The following is a 21,030-nucleotide window of genomic DNA, read 5'->3' on the forward strand; positions in this document are numbered from 1 at the left end:
CAACGTCGCGGACGCCGCGTTTCATTCCGCCCGGCGGGGAACTCAGCGCCCGTCGGCGCGCACCGCCTTGGTGCGCTCCACCAGCACAGGCCAGTACTCCGGGGGCATGCTCCCCTGCCCGGCGTGCGCGAGATCCACGACGAACCCCATCGTCCCGAGGTCGGACCACCCGCAGACCGGATACGGCTCCCGGTCCGCCTCCAGAGTGCCGCACATCACCACGAGGCCGCCCTCAGCGTCGTACCGGCGCGGGAAGGAGCCGCCATCGGGGGCGGGCAGGCGGCCGAAGGTCTCCCGCAGGTTACGCACCGGAGATGACTGCTGCCCCTCTCCGCCGGTGATCCAGACCGCGGGGGTACCGTCGCGCTCGTAGACCGCTGCTTCCCGGGTGTCCAGCCGTCTGTCCAGTACGCCGGCGAAGATCTCCTCCAGCGCGTCGGACGGCCCCGCCGCCTCGTCCGTCCGGGTGAGCTGCCCGGTCCGGTCGGGGAGGGCGAAGGTCTGCTCCTGGGCCATCTTGCGGACCCCGACGATGAACCCCGCCACCAGGGCCAGCGGCAGCAGCACGAAAACGGCCACCCACAGCAGCACCCTGCCCCGTCCGGATCCGCCGCCCCTCATACGGACGCCCCCCCGCATCACTCGCCCCTCACTGTCACCGGGACCGCGTCAACCGAACGGATTGAGTTTGCCGGCGAGTTTCTTCGCGCCGTCGGCGACGCCGCCCGCGACATTCTTGATCCCGTCCACGGCCTTGCCCGTGGTTTCCTTCACGCTGTCCCAGTTCTCCGCGATCTTGAGTCCGCCGTAGACGATGCCGGTGCCGACCGCCAGGCCGATCGTGACCGGGTTGGGCGCGACCATCGCGGCCGTCAGCGAGGCATTGAACCCGACCTCGGCGATGTCGGCGGCGTACCCGAGCGGATCGTCCTTGAAGGCGTCCACCGGGTTGCCCTGGGCCACGACGTTGGCGACGCTGAAGCCCGTCGCCGCCACGCCTCCGCCGATACCGGCGAAGCGCAGGAAACCGCCGGCCTTTGCCGCGCCCGAGACCGCCGTGCGCGCCGCCGACCAGCGGCCGGCACCCATCCCCTGCGCCTTGGAGTACACATTGCGGGCCACCCAGTCCAGCCGGGTCTGCCCGGCGCGGACGCCGCGCACCGACTCCGTGCCCACCCGGGGGTTGTAGCCCAGCCGGTGGGCGAACCGGTCGTTGCCGACGAACCTGTTGATCCAGGTGTTGGGCGTGGCCCCCGCGAAAAGCCGGGAGTTCGGCAGCAGCCGGCGCGCGGAGTCCCACAGGCTGCCGAAGGCCCGCCCGCGGAAACCGCTGGTCCCGGGCACGGACAGCATCCGCTGGATGGCCCGGTTGTTCTTGAAGAAGCTGCCGAGCTGGCCGGGCAGCCAGGCACCGGGAGCTCCGAGAAAACGGCGTGGGCTGTTGAAGTAGTGCCGCATGACCGGGTTGATCGCGTAGACGTTGACCAGCGCGACGCTCTGGGTGGTGACGACACCGGCGGCGACCGTGAAACTCACCCAGTCCAGGCCGAGCTTGGTGATCCGGGCCATCGTCTCCTCGTGCGGCTCGAGGCCGGGCAGGTGGGAGGCGGCGTGGGCGCCGATCCGGATCAGGTAGTCGTCGATCTCTCCCGGTGCTGCCGCTCGAACACACTGCTGTCGGTGTTCTCGTCCGCCGCCATGGAGTTGGCCAGCAGCAGCGCGTCGGCGGGCACCTCGCCGTCGAAGTCGGCCAGTTCGTCGGGGGTGAACCCGGCGATGAGCAGTCCGGCCGTGGGGTCGCCCTCGTCCAGCCGCGCGTAACCGGCCCGGGTCCGCAGATCCGGGGCGGTGTCCGTCACCCAGGTCTGTATCGGGCGCAGACCGGAGAGCAGGCTGGTCACGCCGAGCGTGGATGCCCGGGTGAACGCCTCGGACAGTGCGCCGTCCGTACCGTCCTCGCCGTCCAGCAGCTTCGCCAGATGCTCCAACTGGTCCGGGTCCACCTGCCGCATGTCATCCCCCTTGACATCCCGTCACTGTATCCGCCCGCCAACTCTAGACGCGCTTCTTCCGCGGCGTGAACCGGTGCTCCAGCAGCACCGCCGTGAAAGCCAGGCGCCGGTCGAGCCAGTCGGCCTCGATGGCCGCAGACTGCTGCCCCTGGGAGACCATCACCCGCTGTCCGTCGGCCACCCACTCCAGCTTCCGCGGCGGGAAGCCGTAGGCGCCCTCGTCCCCGGACATGGCCACACCGACGCCCCTGGCCAGTGCCCGCCTGGCGAGCTTGCGGGCCGCGTCCGGTCCCTTGGCGGTGGCCGCCCACTCGTTGCGGCCCTCGACCACCGGACGGCCCGGCTGGTCGATCCGCCAGGTGTGGTGCAGCAGACGCATCGACGGCGGCACCCGGCGGATCGTCCCCACCGGCCCGCCGTCGGCGTCCCGCACCCTGAAGTGCCGCTCGCCGTCCACGTCCTCGGGCGGCTCCAGGAAGGTCAGCAGCCGCTCCCCCTCGGGGTCGAGGAAAAGACGTGGACCGGCCACGCCCTCCGGAAGCGGCAGCCCGTGCGGGGCGAGATACGCACAAGGCACGAAGACCCGCCCCCGCCCCTCCCCCACCGGTGTGCGGACCGCTCGCGGCCCCCGGGCGGCGTTCCTGTCCGACGTGCCGGGCCTCTCCTCCTCGCCGACGGTGAACTCCCCGACCCGGGACCACTCCACCATCGGAGCCGGAGACTCCTCCCGGCCCCCGCGACTGCCCAACACCCCGCGACCTCCCCAACGTCCTCTGCCCGGGCGGCCGGTGCTCCGGCGCGCCCGCCGGCCGACGGCCGGCGACGCCCCGACCGTATCTCCTCAGCCGCGGAAGACGCCCCGCGGGCGGGAACGGTTCCGCCGTCCCGGCCGCGTGCGCGCCGCCCGCCGGCCGGGCACCGGCCGGCCGGCTGCGGACTCAGCCCCACAGCGCGCAGACCGGCACCGCCGTGATGCGTTCTCCCAGCTCGTACATGCGCGGTCCGGTGTGCAGCACCAGGCCGTGCACGAAGCGGTCCTCCAGCTCGTCCCTGAGCCAGGCGAGGTGTTGGGCACTGTTCGGCTTCGGTGCGGCACCCGCCTTTATCTCCAAGGCGATGACCCGGTGGCCCGCCAGCTCGATGAGCAGGTCGATCTCCCGCCTCCCGCCGTCCTGTCTGAGGTGGCACAGCCTCGGCCGGTAGTCACTGACGGGCAACTCGGCACGGAGCTGAGCCACGACGAAGGTGTCGATCAGGCGGCCCATGAGATCCGCGTCACGGAGGATGCTGTCGGTGTCCAGGCCCGTTGCCGCTCCGACGAGTGCTGGATCGACCAGATACCGCTTGGGCGTCTTGCCCAGACGCTTGAGCCGGTTGCTGAACCACGCGGGCACCGCCTCGGCGACATACAGGTTACGGAGCAGCTGCTCGTAGGACCGGGCGGTCTGGGGCGCCACCCCAGCGGCCCGGTGCAAGGTGGTCTCGCTGACGGTACCTGCTGTGCTCAGTGCCAGAGCCTCGAAGAAGCGGCGAAGGCGTTCCGGGTCCCGGACACCGTCCGCGGCCGGAGCGTCCCGAGTGATCAGCTGCGCGACATAGCCGGCCAGCCACCGCTGTCTGCCCCTGCCGGAGAGCCGCAGGGCAGGTTCGGGAAACGACCCCGTCAACGCCAGGTCGAGATAGCCCCGCAGGTCGGGGGCCTCATCGGGAACACGCAGCAGCCCGGCCCCGGCCCGCACCACCCGGTCGATGAACGGGACATCCGGGGCTCTGCCCTCCCTCTCACGCTGGGTCAGTCCGGTCATCGGCACGTGGATCACCCGGCCGGTTCCCGGCCAGGTGCTGGTCTCCAGTTCGGCACGGACCGACCCGGTGAGGAGGTACCTTCCCGGCCGGGGGTCGGTGTCCACACTGCGCTTCACCGCCCCCAGCACCTCCGGTGCCTCTTGCCACTCATCAAGGAGAACAGGCTCCTCGAGCCCACGCAGCACGGCATCCGGTGCGGAGCGGAAGGCTTCTGCCTCGTCCGGCCTGTCCAGACGGACCACGGTGGCCGCGTGGCGGGAGGCGGTGGTGGTCTTTCCCGAAGCCCTCGGCCCGACCAGAGAGACAGCCGGCATCTCGGCCACGAGCTCCGTGATCAGAGGATCGACGATACGGGTTGTGTACGCCGTTGCCATGAGGCCACCATAGCGGCTCCGAGCAGGCCTGATGCCGGGTTTTCGGGCGGTCCGGTTGCAGGATTACGCACGCTTCACTTGCAGGATTACGCACGACCCGGTTGCAGGATTACGCACGATCGCGCGGGACAGGGGCCGGGAGACGGGTCGGGGAAAGGGCGTGCAGGGTGCGGCCGTGGATGCCGGTGGTCGTGGTGGCGGCGAAGAGGGAGTTCAGCACGGACTCCTCGACCGTGTCGAGCAGCGCCTCGAAGAGCGGGTTCAGTTCCTCGTCCGGCAGGGGGCGCCGTTCCTGCGGGCGGGTGACGGAGAACGCCAGTCCGTAGTCGCCGCTGCCGTGACCGTAGGACGCTCCGGTCCTCGCGAGGCCGAACACCGCACGGCGGGCGAGGCGGGTGAGCTGCCGGGCGTCCAGCGGGGCGTCGGTCGCGACGACGAGCATGCAGGAGCCCGCCTCCCGGTCCGCCGACGGCCCCGGTGGTCCGGGCGCAGCGACCGGCTGCGGCGGCACTCCCACGGATTCGGGGGTGACCGTGCTACCCAGAAGCCGCAGGGTGCCGCCGAAGTTGGTCTGGGCCAGGACACCCACGGTGACGGCATCAGCCGCGGCGTCCCCGCCCGGGGTGACCACCCGGGAGGAGGTGCCGATGCCCGACTTGAAGCCGAGGGCACCCAGGCCCGTGCCGCCGCCCACGCAGCCCTCCGCCACCGGGCCGCCCCGCGCGCCGTCGAGCGCGGCCAGCACGTGCCCGGCGCGGACCGGACGGCTGCGGATGTCCGACAGCCAGCCGTCGTTGCACTCGCCGACCACGGGGTTGAGGCTGCGTGCCTCGCTCCCCCCGTCGGTGTCCAGCATCCAGGTCACCAGGGCGTCGGCGGCCCGGAAGGCGGACAGCGTCGAGGTGAGGAGAACCGGGGTCTCGATCACCCCGAGTTCGGCGACCTGTGTGGTGCCGATCAGCTTGCCGTAGCCGTTCCCCGCGAACACGCCCGCCGGGAGCGGCGCCCGGGGAGAGACGCCCTCGGGAACGATCGCGGTGACCCCGCTGTGCACATCGGGAACGCGCCGGACGGTGGTGTGGCCGACCCGGACTCCTGGTACGTCCGTGAGGGCGTTGTGCCGGCCGGGCGGGAAGGCCCCGACCGCGTACCCGTGCTCTCTCGCCCTGCCCCGCGGCTCCATGCGCCGCCCCTCCCGTCCGCCCCGCGCCCCCTGGTGACACCCGGGCGCCCGGGTGTCACCAGGGGGCCCTCCGGCTACCGCTTGTCTCTGGACGCCTCGTCCGCCCTCATCTGGAGGGTACGCAGGACGGCTTCGGGATCGCCGTCCGCGGTGATCGCCGCACCGAGCTCTTCCCTGATCTCGGCACGGACCTGCTGCCAGCTCTGGCGGCTCATCGGCTGGAGCTGCGCCCTGGGCATCTGCGCCACGAAGGGCCACAGCGCGCGGTACTTCTCGTTCGACAGCAGCGCCTCGGCGCCGGAGAACGTCGCGGGGACGGAGCCGTAGTCCCCGGTCCCCACCGCCACGTTCTCCTGGCGGAAGAGGAAGTTCAGGAAGGCGCCCATCTCCTTGGCGCGGCCGGAATCACGGAAGCCGATGAGCCAGTCGTTGTGACCGGTCGGAGTGGCCGCACCGCCGTCCTTGGCGGGGAAGTCGGCGTTCTTCGCCGGGACACCGGCCGCCGCGATGGCGCCCAGGACCGCGGGGTGGCCCAGCATCATGCCGACCTCACCGGTGAAGAAGCCGCGGTAGGCGGCTCCGCGGTCCAGAGCCGGCTGCGGGCCCACCAGCCCTTCGCCCACCAGGTTCTCCTGGAGCCAGGTCAGCGCCTCGACGTTGGCCTCCTGGTCGATGGTGTAGGCACCCATGGTGTCGGTGTATCCGCCGCCGGCCGCCAGCATCCACGCCATGGCCTCCTCGTGGATGCTGTCCGCGCCGAACTGCAGGGCGTAGGGGGTCTCGACCCCGATGGCGTCCAGCGCTCTCGCGGCGCTGAGCAGTTCGTCCCAGGACTTCGGAGGTCCGTCGATACCGGCCTGCTCGAACAGCACCTCGTTGTAGAAGAGCCGGGGTGTGCTGCCGATGAAGGGGATGGCGTACTGCTCGTACTGGACCTCACCGGCGTGTGCCAGCGAAGCCAGGAAATCGGAAATCACGGGGATGGAGATCATTTCGTTGGCCCGGTACAGCTTGTCGTCGGCCACGTACTGCACGTAGGAGCCGGCCTGGGAGATGTCCGGGGGCTCGCCGGCCTCGACACGCTGGGCCAGAGTGGCGTCCAGTTCCTCCCAGGGAACCAGTTCCACCTCGACGGTGATGTCCTCATGCTCCTCGGAGAATCTCTCGGTGAGGTCGTCCCAGTACTCCGATATGGGAATCGCCGTGCGCTCTCCGTAATCGGCCGCCAGGACGGAGACCGTCGTCGTCGAGTCACCCCCCGATCCGCCACAACCCGTGAGGGCCAGCGAAAGCACGGTGGCTCCGGCCACTGCGGCTTTCCAGGCATGTCCATGGGCACGAAAGCTCATCACTCGCGCCCCCTTTCCGTATCGGCTCCGTTCACCGAGGGCACGCGCCGAGCCCTCGACATTTCGGAACCTATCACCATGAGTGACCGCTTGCTTAGGGAGGTTGAAGCGTTAATCAGGTTACGACTGGGCAACGCCACGGACTCGCCGGGTGCCTGTGGCCGGCCCCAGCCGGAGCGGGCCCGCCTGTTCCCCGCTCCAACCCGGAACTCGAATCGCCTACTTGACCGCCCGGCCGGCGGCGGTCTCCCTGGCCATCAGCGTGACCAGCTCATAAGCCGTGTGCGAGGCGGCCACAGATGTGATCTCCGCATGGTCATATGCGGGGGCGACCTCCACCAGATCCGCCGACACCAGCCGGCAGCCGGCCAGCCCCCGCAGGATCTCCAGGAGCTCGCGGGAGGTCAGCCCGCCCGCCTCCGGCGTGCCTGTCCCCGGGGCGTGCGCCGGGTCCAGGACGTCGATGTCGATCGAGACGTACAGCGGGCGGTCACCGATCCGCTCACGCAGTTGCTGGGCGACCTCGTCCACACCGCGCCGCATCACATCCGCGGAGGTGACGATGCCGAAGCCCATCTTCTCGTCGTCGTCAAGATCCTTGCGGCCGTACAGCGGGCCCCGGATACCGACGTGGGACAGCGCCGAGGTGTCGAGGATGCCCTCCTCCACGGCCCGGCGGAACGGAGTGCCGTGCGTGTACTCCGCCCCGAAGTAAGTGTCCCAGGTGTCCAGGTGGGCATCGAAGTGCAGCAGCGCCACCGGCCCGTGGCGACGGGCCACCGCGCGCAGCAGGGGCAGCGCGATGGTGTGGTCGCCGCCGAGCGTCATCAGCCGGGCCCCGGTGTCGAGAAGATCCCCGGCCGCGGCCTCGACGGTCTCCACCGCCTCTTCGATGCTGAACGGGTTGGCGGCGATGTCCCCGGCGTCGGCCACCTGCGCGAGCGCGAAGGGGGAAGCGTCCTGGGCGGGGTTGTAGGGGCGCAGCAGCCGGGACGCCTCCCGGATGGCGTTGCCGCCGAACCGGGCGCCGGGGCGGTAGGAGACCCCGCTGTCGAAGGGCACACCCACGACGGCCACGTCGGCGGTGCCGCCGACCTCGTCGAGCCTGGGCAGCCGGGCGAAGGTCGCCGGGCCCGCGTAGCGGGGAAAGCGGGACGAGTCGACGGGGCCGCGGGGGACATCACTGGTGCTCATGCGTGCGAGGGTAGCCGGGGAAGAAAGGTGCACGGGCCGTGGCAGCGGGGTGAGCGATACGGGGCGGGAAGATCACAGGTAGGCGAATTCCGTACCCGTTGATCGCGGGCCGGGCGATACTGGCGGCATGCCGACCCGCCCCGCTCCTTCCCGCCCGGAACTGATCGAGCACCTGGTGCGGACGCGGATCGCCGGCGATGTGGCGACACCGAGGGAGAACAACCTCGCGCACTACCGTGAACTGGCCAACGGCAACCGGTACTTCTGGTTCGGCCTGGAGCTCGGCGACCGCTGGAGCGACGAGCAGGACGTACTGTCGGTGATGTCCGAGCGCTGCGGCGTGGACGGCGACCCCCGGTTCCGGAGGGGGCAGGACACCATCGACCCGGAGCTGACGGTGGCCGCCCTCGACCGCGCGGCCGCAGTGCTGCGCGGGGCGGCGGCGGAACGGCGCCGGGTCCTGGTGGCGACGGGCCATCCGGGCGGGCTCCTGGACATGCACGCGCGGGTGGCCGCGGGGCTCCGCGCGGCCGGGTGCGAGCTCGTGGCAGTGCCGTTCGGACTCACCGCCGACGAGGGTGTGGTGGCCCAGTTGGCGGGGGTGGCCATGCACGAGCGGGGTGCGTCCTTGTGGCACACTCACTCCCCCGCGCCGATGGCCGAGATCCTGCGGGCGCTGCCCGAGGAGGGGGAGGAACTGCCCGGGCTGGTCGTCGCCGACCACGGGTGGGCGGGGTACGCCGCCCAGCACGGCATCGAGACGATCGGTTTCGCCGACTCCAACGACCCGGCGCTGTTCCTGGCCGAGGCGGAGGGCACTCTCGCGGTCTGCGTCCCGCTGGACGACCACGTGGCCAATCCCCGCTACTACGAGCCGATGACCGCCTATCTCCTGGACTCCGCCGGCCTGACCTGAGAGAGACACCGGCCCGGCCCGGTCGAGCGGGCCGGGCCGGTGTGCCGGGTCAGTCGCCCGTATTCGTCGCCCAGACCGGCGCACCCGAACTGTTGTAGATGACGACGTTCCCGTCGTCCTGAATCGCCAGGTAGGCCCCCCGGCGCCACGTGCCCGATGCCCAGACCGGGGATCCGGCGCCGTCGTACACCACGAAGTTGCCGTCCGTCTGGAAGACCGCGCAGTTGCCCCGGCTCCAGGCGTTGGGCGCCTGCCAGACCGGCCTGCCGTCCTTGTAGAGCACGAAGTTCCCGTCCTGCTGCATCCGCAGGATCGCCCGGCCGTTGCCGGACGTCCACGCCTGGTTGCGGCAGAGCTGCGCACTGGGCCGGATGATGGTGTCGGCCATCACCGCGGCGGGCATTGCCGGCGTGCCGTGGGCGGTGGCGGACACATGCCCTGCCGCCTGCGCCGTCCCCCCGGCGAGAGAGCCGAACGTCAGAGCCGCGCTCGCGACGGCGATGGCTGCGAACCGGTGGATCTTGACCATGTCACTCCTGATGAGGGTGCCCGAAGGCCCGGAACTGGCTCTCCGCAGTCAACCCCGCACCAACAGTGACACGCCATGGCAGGCCGGAAGAAACACTCGGACGGAGCAGCGCGCCCCCACCCGGCGCAACCGCCCCGCGCGGCAGCCGGAACCGGGCTCACAGGGAGCGGGGGACGCGGACCACGCCTTCCTGGATCACGGAGACCGCCAGCTTCCCGTCCTGGGTGAAGATCCGGCCCCGGGCCAGTCCCCGGCCGTTCTGGCTGGTCGGGGACTCCGTGTCGTACAGCAGCCACTCGTCCGCGCGGAAGGGGCGGTGGAACCACATGGCATGGTCCAGGCTGGCTCCCACCACGTCGCCGACCGTCCAGCCGCCGCGGCCGTGCGCCAGCAGGACGGAGTCCAGCAGCGTCATGTCCGACACATAGGTGGCCAGGCAGATGTGGAGCATCGGGTCGTCCCGCTCCCCGGCCAGCTTGCCGTTGGTGCGGAACCACACCTTGGAGCGCGGGTCCCGCGGCTGGCCGGGGGTGGCGTAGGGAGGGTCGTTGGCGTAGCGGATGTCCACCGCGCGCCGGGCCGCCAGGAGCAGCTCGACCACCGACTCGTGGACGAAGCGGTCCCGGAAGCGGGGCAGCATCTCCTCGGCGGTCGGCAGCGTCTCCGGGTCGGGGGCCTCGGGCATCGGCTCCTGGTGTTCCAGGCCGTCCTCGTGGACCTGGAAGGAGGCCGAGAGGTGGAAGATCGGCTGGCCGTTCTGGACCGCCACCACGCGCCGGGTGGTGAAGGACCGGCCGTCCCGGATGCGGTCCACGGTGTAGACGATCGGGACGCCCGGGTCGCCGGGCCGCAGGAAGTACGAGTGCAGGGAGTGCGGCAGCCGGTCGGCGGGAACCGTCCGGCAGGCCGCTACCAGCGCCTGGGCGGCCACCTGGCCGCCGAAGACCCGGGGGATCACCGAGGGGTGACTGTCACCCCGGAAGATGTCCTGCTCGATCCGCTCGAGGTCGAGCAGGTCGAGCAGGTACTGAAGAGTAGCGTCCATGGTGCCATTCTCACCGGAGCCGGGAAGCCCCGTGTCACAGCCCCATCGACTTGGCGATGATGGAGCGCATGACCTCGCTGGTCCCGCCGTAGATCCGGGTCACCCGGGTGTCGGTGTACATCCGGGCGATGGGGTACTCCCGCATGTAGCCGTAGCCGCCGTGGAGCTGCAGGCACTTGTCCACCACGGTGGCGGCCCGCTCGGTGCAGAACAGCTTGGTCGAGGCGGCGTCGGCGGGCGTCAGCTCCCCGGCGTCCAGCGCGTCCAGCGCCCGGTCGATGACGGCCTGCATGGCGTCGACCTCGGCCTGGCAGTCGGCGAGGACGAACTTGGTGTTCTGGAAGGAGGCCACCTCCTTGCCGAACACGGTGCGCTGCTGGGTGTACTCCTTGGCGAACCGGATGGAGGCGGCGGACTGGGCGTAGGCGTACATCGCGATGCCCAGCCGCTCCTGCGGGAGATTGTGGGTGAGGTAGCCGAACGCCTTGCCCTCCTCCCCGAGCAGGTCGTTCACCGGGACCTTGACATCGGTGAAGGACAGCTCGCCGGTGTCGGAAGCGAGCAGGCCGATCTTCTCCAGCTTGCGGCCGACCGCGTAGCCTTCGCTGCTGGTGTCCACCGCGAACATGCTGATGCCGCCGCGGCGGTCCTCCGGGGTGGGGGGCGCGGTGCGCGCGCACACCAGCACCCGGTCGGCCTGCACGCCACCGGTGATGAAGGTCTTGGCGCCGTTGAGGACGTAGTGGGTGCCGTCCTCCGAGAGCCTGGCGGTGGTCTTCATCCCGGCCAGGTCCGAACCGGTGCCGGGCTCGGTCATGGCGATGGCGAACATCATGTCGCCGGAGACGAACGAGGGCAGCCAGCGCTGCTTCTGCTCGTCGGTGGCGTACGCCTTCAGGTAGGGCAGGCACAGGGCGGTGTGCACCGAGGATCCGCCGAAGCTGGCGCCGGCCCGGGCCAGCTCCTCGGTGATGACGGCCTGGAACTTGAAGCTGGCCTCACCGGCGCCGCCGTACTCCTCGGGCACCTCGATGCCGAAGACGCCCAAGTTCCCCAGCTTCTTGTAGAACTCCCGGGGGACGTACCCCTGGGCCTCCCACTCGTGGTAGACGGGCACGACCTCGTCGGCGATGAACTCCCGGATGGTCTGCCGGAATGCCTCGTGGTCCTCGTTGAACACCGTACGCCGCACTGTGCCTCCGCCTCCCTGAACGGCCCGCGGCCCGCCACCGGCCCGCTGTCTAAGCGCTTGCTCATTTCAACATACCCGCCGGTCGGTCGCCGCACAAGAGTCCGGGGAGGCAGGAGGCACAGCACAGCACGAGGGACCGGATCCTGAAAGGATCCGGGCCCTCGTCTTCAGTAGCGGGGACAGGATTTGAACCTGCGACCTCTGGGTTATGAGCCCAGCGAGCTACCGAGCTGCTCCACCCCGCGTCGTTGTGTCTCCACTGTAGACCGCCGCGCACGACCTGCGCAAATCACGGCCGGGCGGCGCACGCGGGACAGCGGCCGTAGTACGTCACCTGGGCCTCCGAGACGGCGAAACCGAACCGTTCGCCCTCGGGCAGCGCGTCCAGCGGATCCCCGGCCGGCCGCACGTCCCGGATGATGCCGCAACCCGAGCAGACCAGATGCTGGTGCGGCCGGTGAGCGTTGGGGTCGTACCGCTTGGCCCGGCCGTCCGTGGTGACCTCGGTCACCTCGCCGAGGGAGACCAGTTCGCCCAGCGTGTTGTAGACCGACGCCCGGGAGATCTCCGGCAGCCGGCCCGCCGCCCGGGCGTGCACCTCGTCGGCCGTGTAGTGGACGTGCTCGCCGTCCAGCACCTCGGCGATGACCCTCCGCTGCGCGGTGAGCCGCCAGCCGCGGTCACGGAGTCTCTGCAGCAGGTCACTCATGCGCACAAGCGTAGCAGCGGGCACTCCGCAGGCAAGACTGGTTACGGTTCAAATCTCTCTCTTGACCTGGACTTGGTCCAAGCTAGGATCGAGTTCACAATGGCCGGGGCGCCACCCGCGGCAGGTCGCCGAGCGGGCGTTCGGCAACTTCCGCGAGGCGGACGAGGACTACGGCAAGCGGCTGAAGGCCGCGGTCCAGGCCCTGCGCGGCCGACCGCCACTTGCCGTAACACCCCGCAGCGGGCGGCCCGCGTCTCANTGCGGCCCGCACCGGGCGCCGCGTGTCTCAGCTCCGGCTGAGCACGGGGGTCCAGCAGTTGATGATGTCCCGCACCGAGACGATGCCCACGGGTTCGTCCCCGTCGAGCACGATCAGGTGGCGGAAGCTGCCCTGGATCATCGCCGACGCCGCATCCACCAGGGTCCACTGCGGGGCGGCGAAGACCACGTCCGTGGTGGTGTGGGCGGCGACACGTTCGGTCGCCGGGTCGAGTTCGGCGGCCACGGACCGCAGGATGTCGCGTTCGGTCAGGATGCCGAGCCCGCAGGTCTCGGGGTCGAGGACGACCGCGGCGCCGACCCGGCGGGCGGACATCAGCCGGGCGGCCTGTCGGAGGGTGTGATCGGGACCGATGGTGAGCACGACGGTGCTCATGGCGTCTCGTACGAGCATGGGGTGGAGCCACCTCCTGGCGTGAACCCCTCGAGAAGGGATTCACAAGGTCACAAGCGGGGGGATTTTCATCCTCACACGCTGGCATGACCCCTACAAGAGGCGCGGAAGGTCCTGTTCCGCGACGCACCGCCGCGGAAGGCCCCGGCGAACGGCCCCCGCCCGCCGGGGTTCAGCCCAGGTAGCCCAGCAGTTCCTCGTGCAGCAGACCGTTGGAGGCCGCGGCGTTCCCGCTGTGCGGACCGTCACGGCCGTCGAGTCCGGTGAAGCGGCCGCCCGCCTCCTGGACCACGAGCGCCGGCGCCGCCATGTCCCACAGCGACAGCTCCGGCTCGGCACACATGTCGGCCGCGCCTTCCGCCACCATCATGTAGGACCAGAAGTCGCCGTAGGCCCGGGTGCGCCAGCATTCCCGGGACAGCTCCAGGAAGGCTCCCAGCCGGCCGCGCTCCTCCCAGCCGGTCAGCGAGGAGTAGCAGAAGGAGGCGTCGGCGACCCGGCCGACCTGCGACACGTGCAGCCGCGTGGCCTGCGACAGGCTCCGGCCGGTGTAGGCGCCACCACCCAGCGCCGCCCACCAGCGCCGGTTCAGCGCGGGGGCCGAGACCAGACCCACCACCGGGCGGTCCTCGCCGTCCCGGCGCTCCATGAGGGCGATCAGGGTCGCCCACACCGGCACCCCGCGGACATAGTTCTTGGTGCCGTCGATGGGATCGACCACCCAGCGGCGCGGCCCCTGGCCCTCGCTGCCGTACTCCTCCCCCAGGACGGCGTCGCGCGGCCGGGCCCGCCGCAGCACGGACCGGATCAGCTCCTCGGCGGCCTTGTCCGCCTCGCTGACCGGCGTCATGTCCGGTTTGGTCTCGACCTTCAGGTCCAGGGCCTTGAACCGCTCCATCGTGGTGGCATCGGCGGAGTCGGCCAGCACATGGGCGAGGCGCAGATCATCGTGGTAATCGGGCATGCGGGAACAGTATCCGGGCCCCGGAAGGCCAGCCACCGGAGCGTGTCCAACCGGGGGGTCGGCCATTCGCGCGAAATGCCGGCCCTCGCGGCTGCCCGCGCTCGCCCCGGGCGGCACCGGACAGACGCCCGGTCGCGGAGGCAGGAGACCTGGTGCCCCGCCGCGCGGCAACCGCGGGCCGAGTCCCGCACCGGGCGTCAGTCGCCCTCGCGGCGCTCCCTGGTCGACAGAAGCCTGCGCAGCGAGTAGAGCCGGGCCGGGTCGGCGTGCCCGTCGGCCACCCACGCGTCCAGCGCGCAATCCGGTTCGTCGTGGCCGCATGCGCGGGGGCAGCCCGCCGTGCCGGGTTCCAGATCGGGGAAGGCGTTGATCACCCGGGAGGGGTCGATGTGGTTCAGGCCGAAGGAACGCACCCCGGGGGTGTCGATCACCCAGCCCCCGTCGCCCGGCAGGGGCAGCGCGAGCGCGGACGTCGTGGTGTGCCGTCCCCGGCCGGTGACCGCGTTCACCACCCCGGTGGCGCGCTGCCGCTCCACCAGTGCGTTGACCAGGGTCGTCTTGCCCACGCCGCTGTGCCCGACGAGGGCGGTGATCCGGTCCCGCAGCAGCTCGCGCACCTGTCGGGCGGCTCCCTCGGCGAGCTGGTCGGCGCTGGTCACCAGATACCGGATGCCCAGCGGGGCGTAGGTCTCCAGCAGCGGACCGGCGGACGCCAGGTCCGACTTGGTCAGGATCAGCAACGGCTCGAGCCCGGCGTCGAACGCCCCCACCAGGCACCGGTCGATCAGCCGGGGGCGCGGCTCGGGGTCGGCCAGCGCCGTCACGATGGCCAGCTGGTCGGCGTTGGCCACCACGATCCGCTCGTGGGGGTCGTCGTCGTCGGCCGTCCGGCGCAGCACCGACCGGCGCGGCTCCACCCGGACGATCCGGGCCAGCGTGTCCTTCGCCCCGGAGAGGTCTCCGACCACCGCGACCCGGTCACCGACCACCACGCCCTTGCGTCCCAGCTCCCGGGCCTTCATCGCGGTGACCGTGCGGCCCTCCACCAGGCAGGTGATGCGGCCGCGGTCGACCGTCAGGACCATGCCCTCGGAGGCGTCCTCGTGCTTGGGGCGCCGGTGCGTGCGCGGTCTGCTGCCCCGGCGCTCCGGCCGGATGCGGACATCGTCCTCGTCGCTGTGCTTGCCGTACCGGCGCATCGCGGGTCCCGGGGCCTTCAGTCCCTCGCCACCGGTGAGCCGAGCATGCCGCTCCACAGCTCGGGGAACTCCGGCATCGTCTTGCCGGTGGTCGCGATGTTCTCCACCTGGACTCCCTCGGTGACCAGGCCCAGCACGGCCCCCGCGGTGGCCAGCCGGTGGTCGTCATAGGTGTGGAAGACGCCGCCGCGCAGCGGGCGGGGCCGGATCCGCAGCCCGTCCTCGGTCTCGGTGACGTCGCCGCCCAGGCCGTTGATCTCCTTGGTGAGCGCGGCCAGCCGGTCCGTCTCGTGCAGCCTCAGGTGGGCCACGCCGCGCAGCACCGATTCCTCCTCGGCCAGCGCGGCGACCGCCGCGATGCCCGGGGTGAGCTCCCCCACCTCGCTGAGGTCGGCGTCGATGCCGCGGACGCGGCCGCTCCCCGTGAAGGTCAGACCGTGGTCGTGCAGCGTGCAGCTGCCGCCCATCTCGGTGAAGATCTCCCGCAGCGCGTCACCCGGCTGCGTGGTGCGGTGCGGCCAGTCGGGGATGGTGACGGTGCCGCCGGTGACGAGCGCGGCGGCCAGGAACGGCTGGGCGTTGGACAGGTCCGGCTCGATGACCAGGTCCTGGCCGAGCAGCGCGCCGTGCGTCACCCGCCAGACGTCCGGCTCGCCCCCCGACTCCGGGGTGTCCACCTGTGCGCCGACCCGGCGCAGCATCTCCACCGTCATCCGGATGTGCGGCATGGAGGGCAGCGGCCCGCCGGTGTGACGCACCTCGACGCCCTGGTTGAAGCGCGCACCGGACAGCAGCAGCGCGCTGATGAACTGCGAGGAGGACGAGGCGTCCACCTCCACCGGCCCGCCCTCCAGGGTTCCCGCGCCGTGCACCGTCATCGGCAGGGCCCCGCGCCCGCCGTCGTCGATCCGCGCCCCCAGCGCGCGCAGCGCGTCGATCACACCGTGCAGCGGGCGTTCGTGGGAGCGGGGGTCGCCGTCGAAGACGACCGGCCCATCGGCCAGGGCGGCCAGCGGTGGCAGGAAGCGCATGACGGTTCCGGCGTTGCCCACGTCGATGGCGGCCGGTGCCTGGAGAGCAGCCGGGATGACCCGCCACGCCTCGCCGCGGCCCTGGGGGAGGCCGGACACGGAGGAGCTGGAGGACACCGTCTCCTCGATGCCGATGCCGAGCGTCCGCAGGGCGTCCGCCATCAGCAGGGTGTCCCGGGAACGCAGCGGACGGCGCAGCCAGCCCGGGTCGGCGGCCAGCGCCGCCAGGATCAGGGCCCGGTTGGTGACCGACTTCGATCCGGGCACCGTGACGGTCGCGTCCACCGCACCGGGTGCGACGGGTGCGGGCCAAAGAGCGAGGCTGTCGTTGAGGTCGGCCATGCCTCTCACTCTAGTGCGTCACCCGGAGCGTCCCCCGCGGTCCGGTGCTCTCCCGGTCACAGGTCCAGCAGCAGGCTCCCGCCGGCGATCAGCGAGGCGAAGGCCACCAGGTGGAAGAACAGCAGCCAGGCGAGGGGCGGCAGACGGGTCAGCCGGGCCAGCTGGTCGGCGTCGGAGTCGCGGGCCGCCCCGGTGCGGCGCTTGCGCTGAAGCTCGAAGACCGGCCGCACGCCCCCCAGCAGGAGGAACCACACGCAGAAGTAGGCGAAGGCCGCCTGCACCTCGGGGTCGGTCAGCCAGGAAACCAGCAGGAACAGCACGCCGGTCAGGAGTACGGTCAGCATCCCGTACAGGTTGCGGATCATCAGCAGCATGGCCAGCAGCAGCGCGGTGGCCCCCCACAGCAGGGCGGTGATGCGCCCGGCGGACAGCAGGGCCGCGCCGCCCAGTCCGAGCAGCGAGGGGGCGGTGTAGCCGGCGGCCGCGGTGAGGATCATGCCGAAGCCGGTGGGTCTGCCGCGCGAGACGGTCAGCCCGGAGGTGTCGGAGTGCAGCCGTATGCCCTGCAGGCGGCGCCCGGTGAGCAGCGCGACCAGCCCGTGCCCGCCCTCGTGGGCGATGGTGATCGCGTTGCGGCTCAGCCGCCACGGCCGGTGCGTGGTGACCAGGGCGAGCGCGACGGCCGCCGTGGCGAGCACCAGCCACAGCCCGGGGTGGGGCTGGGTACCGGTGACCCGCTCCCACAGCTCGTCCAGGTCGGCGATGTCCATGAGTCCCCAGTGTTCCGGCGCAAACGATCGGCCCCGGCCCGCTCGACGCGGGACCGGGGCCGATCCTATGGGGTGAGTGACGGGACTTGAACCCGCGGCCACCTGGACCACAACCAGGTGCTCTACCAGCTGAGCTACACCCACCATGACCTGTGCTCAGGAACCGCCGGAAACCGCTGTACCGCTTGCGGATCCCGCGCTCCCGCACTGACCGGTAACGAGTGTACAGGGTCCGCGGGGGTGGTCGGTGCCCCGTTTTCCTCAGGACGTCGCGTGGCGGCTCGCGACCGAGCGCGCGGTGGCCGAGTCGGGCCCGGGCGCCGGTACGAACACCGTTTCGCGGTAGTACCGCAGTTCGGCGATGGACTCGCGGATGTCGGCGAGGGCGCGATGGCTGCCGCCCTTCTCCGGGCTGGCGTAGTAGGCCCGCGGGTACCAGCGCCGGGCCAGCTCCTTGACCGAGGACACATCGATGATGCGGTAGTGCAAATGGGCCACCAGCTCCGGCATGTCCCTGGCCAGAAATCCCCGGTCGGTGCCCACCGAGTTGCCGCACAGCGGGGCCCGGCGCGGATCGGGGACGTGCTTGCGCACATACGCCAGGACCTGCTGCTGGGCGTCCTCGAGCGTGGTGCCGGAGGGCAGCTCGTCCAGCAGGCCGGAGGCCGTGTGCATCTCCCGCACCACCTCCGGCATGGACGCCAGCGCCTCGTCCGGTGGGCGGATCACCACGTCCACGCCGTCACCGAGCACGTTCAGTTCCGAGTCGGTGACCAGCGCGGCCACTTCGATGAGCGCGTCATCGGCGAGCGACAGCCCGGTCATCTCGCAGTCGATCCACACCATGCGGTCGTTCATGCGAACAAGCTTACGTGACGGAGCGTACGCGGCTCACTGCTGGGGGCGCCCCCGCTGGCCGGGCAGGCGGGCCGAGGGGACGTCGCCGGCGGGCCTGCCCCTCCCGTTGCCCTCCTGCTGGCGCGCCCGGTAGGCGGCCCGGTAGGCGGCCGGCGAGGCACCGAGCTGGCGACGGAAGTGACCGCGCAGCGCGACGGGGGAACGGAACCCGCAGCGTCCGGCGACCTCGTCCACCGAGTAGTCGGAGACCTCCAGCAGCCGCTGCGCCTGGAGCACCCGCTGGGTGATCAGCCACTGCAGCGGGGCACTGCCGGTCAGCGCCCGGAAGCGCCGGTCGAAGGTACGACGGCTCATGTAGGCGCGTGCGGCCAGCGCCTCGACGTCGAACTGCTCGTGCAGGTGCTCCAGCGCCCAGGCCACCACCTCCGCCAGCGGATCGGCTCCGATGTCCTCGGGTAAAGACCGGTCCATGTGCCGGGGGTGGCCCGACTCGGCGCCGTTGCCACGGCGAGGTGGCAGCACCAGGCGGCGGGCCAGCGCGCCGGCCGCCTCCGCTCCGTGGTCCGTACGGACGATGTGCAGGCACAGATCGATCCCGGCGGCGGTGCCGGCCGAGGTCAGGATGTCCCCGTCGTCCACGAAGAGTTCACGGGGGTCGACATGGACCGACGGGTACCGCTTGGCAAGTGTCGGGGCGTACATCCAGTGAGTCGTCGCGGGCCGGCCGTCCAGCAGACCGGCGGCTCCCAGCGCGAAAGCTCCGGTGCACAGCCCGACGATGCGGGCGCCCTCGCTGTGTGCGCGGCGCAGCGCGGCCAGAGCGGGCGCCGGCGGCGGACCGGTGATGGACCGCCAGGCGGGCACGATCACCGTGCCGGCCCGGCTCAGCGCGCCCAGCCCGTAGGGCGCCCGCAGTTCGAGACCGCCGGTGGTGCGCAGCGGTCCTTCCTCCCCGGCGCAGGCCAGCAGCCGGTAGCGGGGGACCCCGGCGTCCTGCCGGTCCACTCCGAAGACGGACAGCGGGATGGAGCTCTCGAACATCGGGCTGCCGCTGAAGAGCAGCACCGCGACAATCTCACGGCGGCGCCGTGCGGCGAGCTTGACGGCTGACTCGGGGCCGTGCGCTGGGTCCTGGCTCATGCTCCTCAGTTCCCTCGGTCGTCGTCCTCTCGGTCCTGCACGTTTCCCCCGACGTGATTGCCAAGATCGAATCTACTGTGTCGGATGAGGTCGGCGGGACAAGTTCTTCACTCGGCGCTTAATCGACATGGCAACGTGGCGCGAAGCATTCGATCAGGAAGCGTTCCACGGAGAAGCGGCCGGCGAAAGTGCGCCTTCCCCGCCTGTCGGCCACCACCGGCCCCCCGGCGGCCGGGGGGCGGCTCCCCCTCGGCCGTTCACCGGGCCCCCCGGGGGCACTCCGGCAAGGCCTGCGCAGCGCACGGAAGTTGGCTGAAAATAGTCGGCCGGAGGGGCGTTGGGAGCGATCCCGCGCCCGCCGGGGCCGCCGGCGCCTACCTCTCCGCGAGCCGCCCGACACCGGCGGACGGCACCCGCCGGACCGCGCGCCACCACCCCCCGCACCCTCCCCCGCACCGGGCGCCGGCGCTGCTCAGCGGTGCCGGACAGGCTCTCGGGGCAACCCGGGAGCCGCGCGTCCGCCTCCCACGGCCGCGCCGCCGGACCGCCCCGCTGCGCCCGGGCGCAGCACACCGCCGGGAGGGCCGAGGGAATCGGACACCCACCGACGGCCTGTCACAGAAAGTGAAAGGCCACTCACATGCCTTCCACGCGGCCCTCGCGCCCGCCGGCGACCGAGAGGGGCGCACGGGGACGCAAGGGAGCACAGGGGGTGCACGGAGGTACCCAAGGGCGTCCGGCACGATCACAGGTGTGTGCCGGGGCATTGCGCGGTCCGCTCCGCTGCGGCATGCTGCACGCCCACGGCCCGCGGGATTGACCCGCCGGACAGTGGGTAGGGGCTCTGCGCCGACGCGCCGTACTCTGGAGGTGGAACCAGTGGAAGAGGCACCGCACCGCTGTTCCCTCCGCCCGCAGTCCCCTCCGCATCCGAGGCTTCCTCACTGACTCCGCCGAGACACCCGATGGCTGGCTACGAGCGTCCCGACCCCGCCGACCGCAGGCAGGTGGCCGACCCCTCGGCCCCGCCCGAGTCGGCGGAACAGGAATGCACGGCGCAGGACCCGGCCTTCCGGCACGGCGTGGTGGTGGGCTTCGACGGATCGACCACCAGCGAGCGCGCCCTCGCCTACGCCATCGGCATGGCCCTGCGCTCCGGCTCCGGACTGATCATCGTCCACGTCGCCAACCGGCTGCCGACCACGGTGTGGGCGGGCTGCGAGCCCCCGGCACTCGTTGACGTCCCCGACCACCGCACCGAGGTGCTGGGCCTGGAGCTGGCCTGCGCCGAACACCTCGCCGACGTGCCCTGGGTGCTGCTGGAGCGCGGCGGCGACATCTGCCACGAACTGGAGGACGTGGGCCGCGAGTACGCGGCCGACGCCATCGTCGTCGGTTCCACCCACGGCCTGCTGGGCCGGTTCTTCGGCTCGGTCTCCGGCCGGCTGGCCCGCCGCGCGCAACGGCCGGTCATCGTCATCCCGTAAAGCCGCGCCTCGCTCCTCTTCCCGGCGGACCGTCAGATTCTTCGCCCGCGCGGGTGGATTGTGCGCTTGTGATGGGCATAACGGGGGCAACGACTTGTGAGCGGAGAGGTCTTCGGCCCCGCCGCCGGCCGGGAGGTGACGGACCCGGACGGCGGCTCCTCCGCCGGCGCTATGGGCGACGCCGGCGGGCGGGAGCGGCCCCCGCGGGGTGCGTCTGGTGGCGCGCACTCCACGGGGGCCACTGCCTGCCGCTCACC

The 21,030-nt window shown here is 71.6% G+C and carries 21 protein-coding genes and 2 tRNA genes; 2 read left to right on the forward strand and 21 right to left on the reverse strand.

Features of this window, described 5'->3' with window-relative positions; all coding sequences use genetic code 11:
* Window positions 1-42: 42 nt before the first annotated feature.
* The 8 genes from ABD299_RS06050 to speB all read right to left on the reverse strand — a co-directional run bounded on the left by ABD299_RS06050 (window position 43) and on the right by speB (window position 7,918).
* Complete coding sequence (locus ABD299_RS06050) at window positions 43-579, reverse strand: hypothetical protein (protein ID WP_344259460.1); 537 nt, start codon at window positions 577-579, stop codon at window positions 43-45.
* A gap of 90 nt (window positions 580-669) precedes the next feature.
* Window positions 670-1,569 carry a hypothetical protein gene (locus tag ABD299_RS06055; protein WP_344259461.1) on the reverse strand — a complete coding sequence of 300 codons (900 nt, stop codon included), beginning with the start codon at window positions 1,567-1,569 and terminating at the stop codon, window positions 670-672.
* Window positions 1,570-1,628: 59 nt separating this feature from the next.
* On the reverse strand, window positions 1,629-2,012 hold the full coding sequence (locus ABD299_RS06060; RefSeq protein ID WP_344259462.1) for a hypothetical protein: 384 nt from the start codon (window positions 2,010-2,012) through the stop codon (window positions 1,629-1,631).
* Between the two features lie 43 nt (window positions 2,013-2,055).
* Window positions 2,056-2,721, reverse strand: a complete 666-nt coding sequence (locus ABD299_RS06065; RefSeq protein ID WP_344259463.1) for a hypothetical protein — start codon at window positions 2,719-2,721, stop codon at window positions 2,056-2,058.
* 229 nt (window positions 2,722-2,950) lie between these two features.
* Window positions 2,951-4,192, reverse strand: a complete 1,242-nt coding sequence (locus tag ABD299_RS06070) for an ATP-binding protein (RefSeq protein ID WP_344259464.1) — start codon at window positions 4,190-4,192, stop codon at window positions 2,951-2,953.
* Between the two features lie 109 nt (window positions 4,193-4,301).
* Entirely contained in the window at window positions 4,302-5,375 is a 1,074-nt protein-coding gene (locus ABD299_RS06075) for a P1 family peptidase (RefSeq protein ID WP_344259465.1), read from the reverse strand.
* A 74-nt stretch (window positions 5,376-5,449) separates the two neighbouring features.
* The gene (locus ABD299_RS06080; protein WP_344259466.1) at window positions 5,450-6,685 is read right to left on the reverse strand and encodes an extracellular solute-binding protein; all 1,236 of its coding nucleotides are present in this window, start codon (window positions 6,683-6,685) and stop codon (window positions 5,450-5,452) included.
* Window positions 6,686-6,943: 258 nt separating this feature from the next.
* Window positions 6,944-7,918, reverse strand: a complete 975-nt coding sequence (speB, locus tag ABD299_RS06085) for an agmatinase (RefSeq protein ID WP_344259467.1) — start codon at window positions 7,916-7,918, stop codon at window positions 6,944-6,946.
* A gap of 127 nt (window positions 7,919-8,045) precedes the next feature.
* Between speB and ABD299_RS06090 the strand changes: the two genes are divergently transcribed.
* The gene (locus ABD299_RS06090) at window positions 8,046-8,834 is read left to right on the forward strand and encodes a phosphatase (RefSeq protein ID WP_344259468.1); all 789 of its coding nucleotides are present in this window, start codon (window positions 8,046-8,048) and stop codon (window positions 8,832-8,834) included.
* Window positions 8,835-8,883: 49 nt separating this feature from the next.
* Here ABD299_RS06090 and ABD299_RS06095 read toward each other — a convergent pair whose 3' ends face one another.
* The 13 genes from ABD299_RS06095 to ABD299_RS06155 all read right to left on the reverse strand — a co-directional run bounded on the left by ABD299_RS06095 (window position 8,884) and on the right by ABD299_RS06155 (window position 19,286).
* A complete protein-coding gene (locus ABD299_RS06095; protein ID WP_344259469.1) occupies window positions 8,884-9,363 on the reverse strand; it encodes a hypothetical protein in 480 nt (159 codons plus the stop codon).
* A 157-nt stretch (window positions 9,364-9,520) separates the two neighbouring features.
* On the reverse strand, window positions 9,521-10,408 hold the full coding sequence (gene tesB / locus ABD299_RS06100) for an acyl-CoA thioesterase II (RefSeq protein WP_344259470.1): 888 nt from the start codon (window positions 10,406-10,408) through the stop codon (window positions 9,521-9,523).
* Between the two features lie 34 nt (window positions 10,409-10,442).
* Window positions 10,443-11,600, reverse strand: coding sequence for an acyl-CoA dehydrogenase family protein (locus tag ABD299_RS06105; RefSeq protein ID WP_344259471.1), 1,158 nt, complete (start codon window positions 11,598-11,600; stop codon window positions 10,443-10,445).
* Between the two features lie 171 nt (window positions 11,601-11,771).
* Window positions 11,772-11,845, reverse strand: a tRNA-Met gene (locus tag ABD299_RS06110).
* 44 nt (window positions 11,846-11,889) lie between these two features.
* The gene (locus ABD299_RS06115) at window positions 11,890-12,309 is read right to left on the reverse strand and encodes a Fur family transcriptional regulator (protein ID WP_344259472.1); all 420 of its coding nucleotides are present in this window, start codon (window positions 12,307-12,309) and stop codon (window positions 11,890-11,892) included.
* 286 nt (window positions 12,310-12,595) lie between these two features.
* Window positions 12,596-12,982, reverse strand: a complete 387-nt coding sequence (locus tag ABD299_RS06120) for a CBS domain-containing protein (protein WP_344259473.1) — start codon at window positions 12,980-12,982, stop codon at window positions 12,596-12,598.
* 172 nt (window positions 12,983-13,154) lie between these two features.
* On the reverse strand, window positions 13,155-13,946 hold the full coding sequence (gene hisN / locus ABD299_RS06125; protein WP_344259474.1) for a histidinol-phosphatase: 792 nt from the start codon (window positions 13,944-13,946) through the stop codon (window positions 13,155-13,157).
* Between the two features lie 197 nt (window positions 13,947-14,143).
* Entirely contained in the window at window positions 14,144-15,145 is a 1,002-nt protein-coding gene (rsgA, locus tag ABD299_RS06130; RefSeq protein ID WP_344259810.1) for a ribosome small subunit-dependent GTPase A, read from the reverse strand.
* Window positions 15,146-15,162: 17 nt separating this feature from the next.
* Window positions 15,163-16,518 (reverse strand): 3-phosphoshikimate 1-carboxyvinyltransferase, encoded by a 1,356-nt coding sequence (gene aroA, locus ABD299_RS06135; RefSeq protein ID WP_344259475.1) that lies wholly within the window; start codon window positions 16,516-16,518, stop codon window positions 15,163-15,165.
* A gap of 56 nt (window positions 16,519-16,574) precedes the next feature.
* Entirely contained in the window at window positions 16,575-17,288 is a 714-nt protein-coding gene (locus tag ABD299_RS06140) for a M50 family metallopeptidase (RefSeq protein ID WP_344259476.1), read from the reverse strand.
* 68 nt (window positions 17,289-17,356) lie between these two features.
* Window positions 17,357-17,432: transfer RNA gene (locus ABD299_RS06145), tRNA-His, on the reverse strand.
* Window positions 17,433-17,549: 117 nt separating this feature from the next.
* Window positions 17,550-18,146: an oligoribonuclease gene (orn, locus tag ABD299_RS06150; protein ID WP_344259477.1), complete on the reverse strand. Its 597-nt coding sequence runs from the start codon at window positions 18,144-18,146 to the stop codon at window positions 17,550-17,552.
* A gap of 33 nt (window positions 18,147-18,179) precedes the next feature.
* On the reverse strand, window positions 18,180-19,286 hold the full coding sequence (locus tag ABD299_RS06155; RefSeq protein ID WP_344259478.1) for a GlxA family transcriptional regulator: 1,107 nt from the start codon (window positions 19,284-19,286) through the stop codon (window positions 18,180-18,182).
* Between the two features lie 965 nt (window positions 19,287-20,251).
* Here ABD299_RS06155 and ABD299_RS06160 point away from each other — a divergent pair.
* The gene (locus ABD299_RS06160) at window positions 20,252-20,773 is read left to right on the forward strand and encodes a universal stress protein (protein WP_344259479.1); all 522 of its coding nucleotides are present in this window, start codon (window positions 20,252-20,254) and stop codon (window positions 20,771-20,773) included.
* The last annotated feature ends 257 nt before the right edge of the window (window positions 20,774-21,030 follow it).

Source organism: Streptomyces sodiiphilus (assembly GCF_039529215.1).
Taxonomy (GTDB): domain Bacteria; phylum Actinomycetota; class Actinomycetes; order Streptomycetales; family Streptomycetaceae; genus Streptomyces; species Streptomyces sodiiphilus.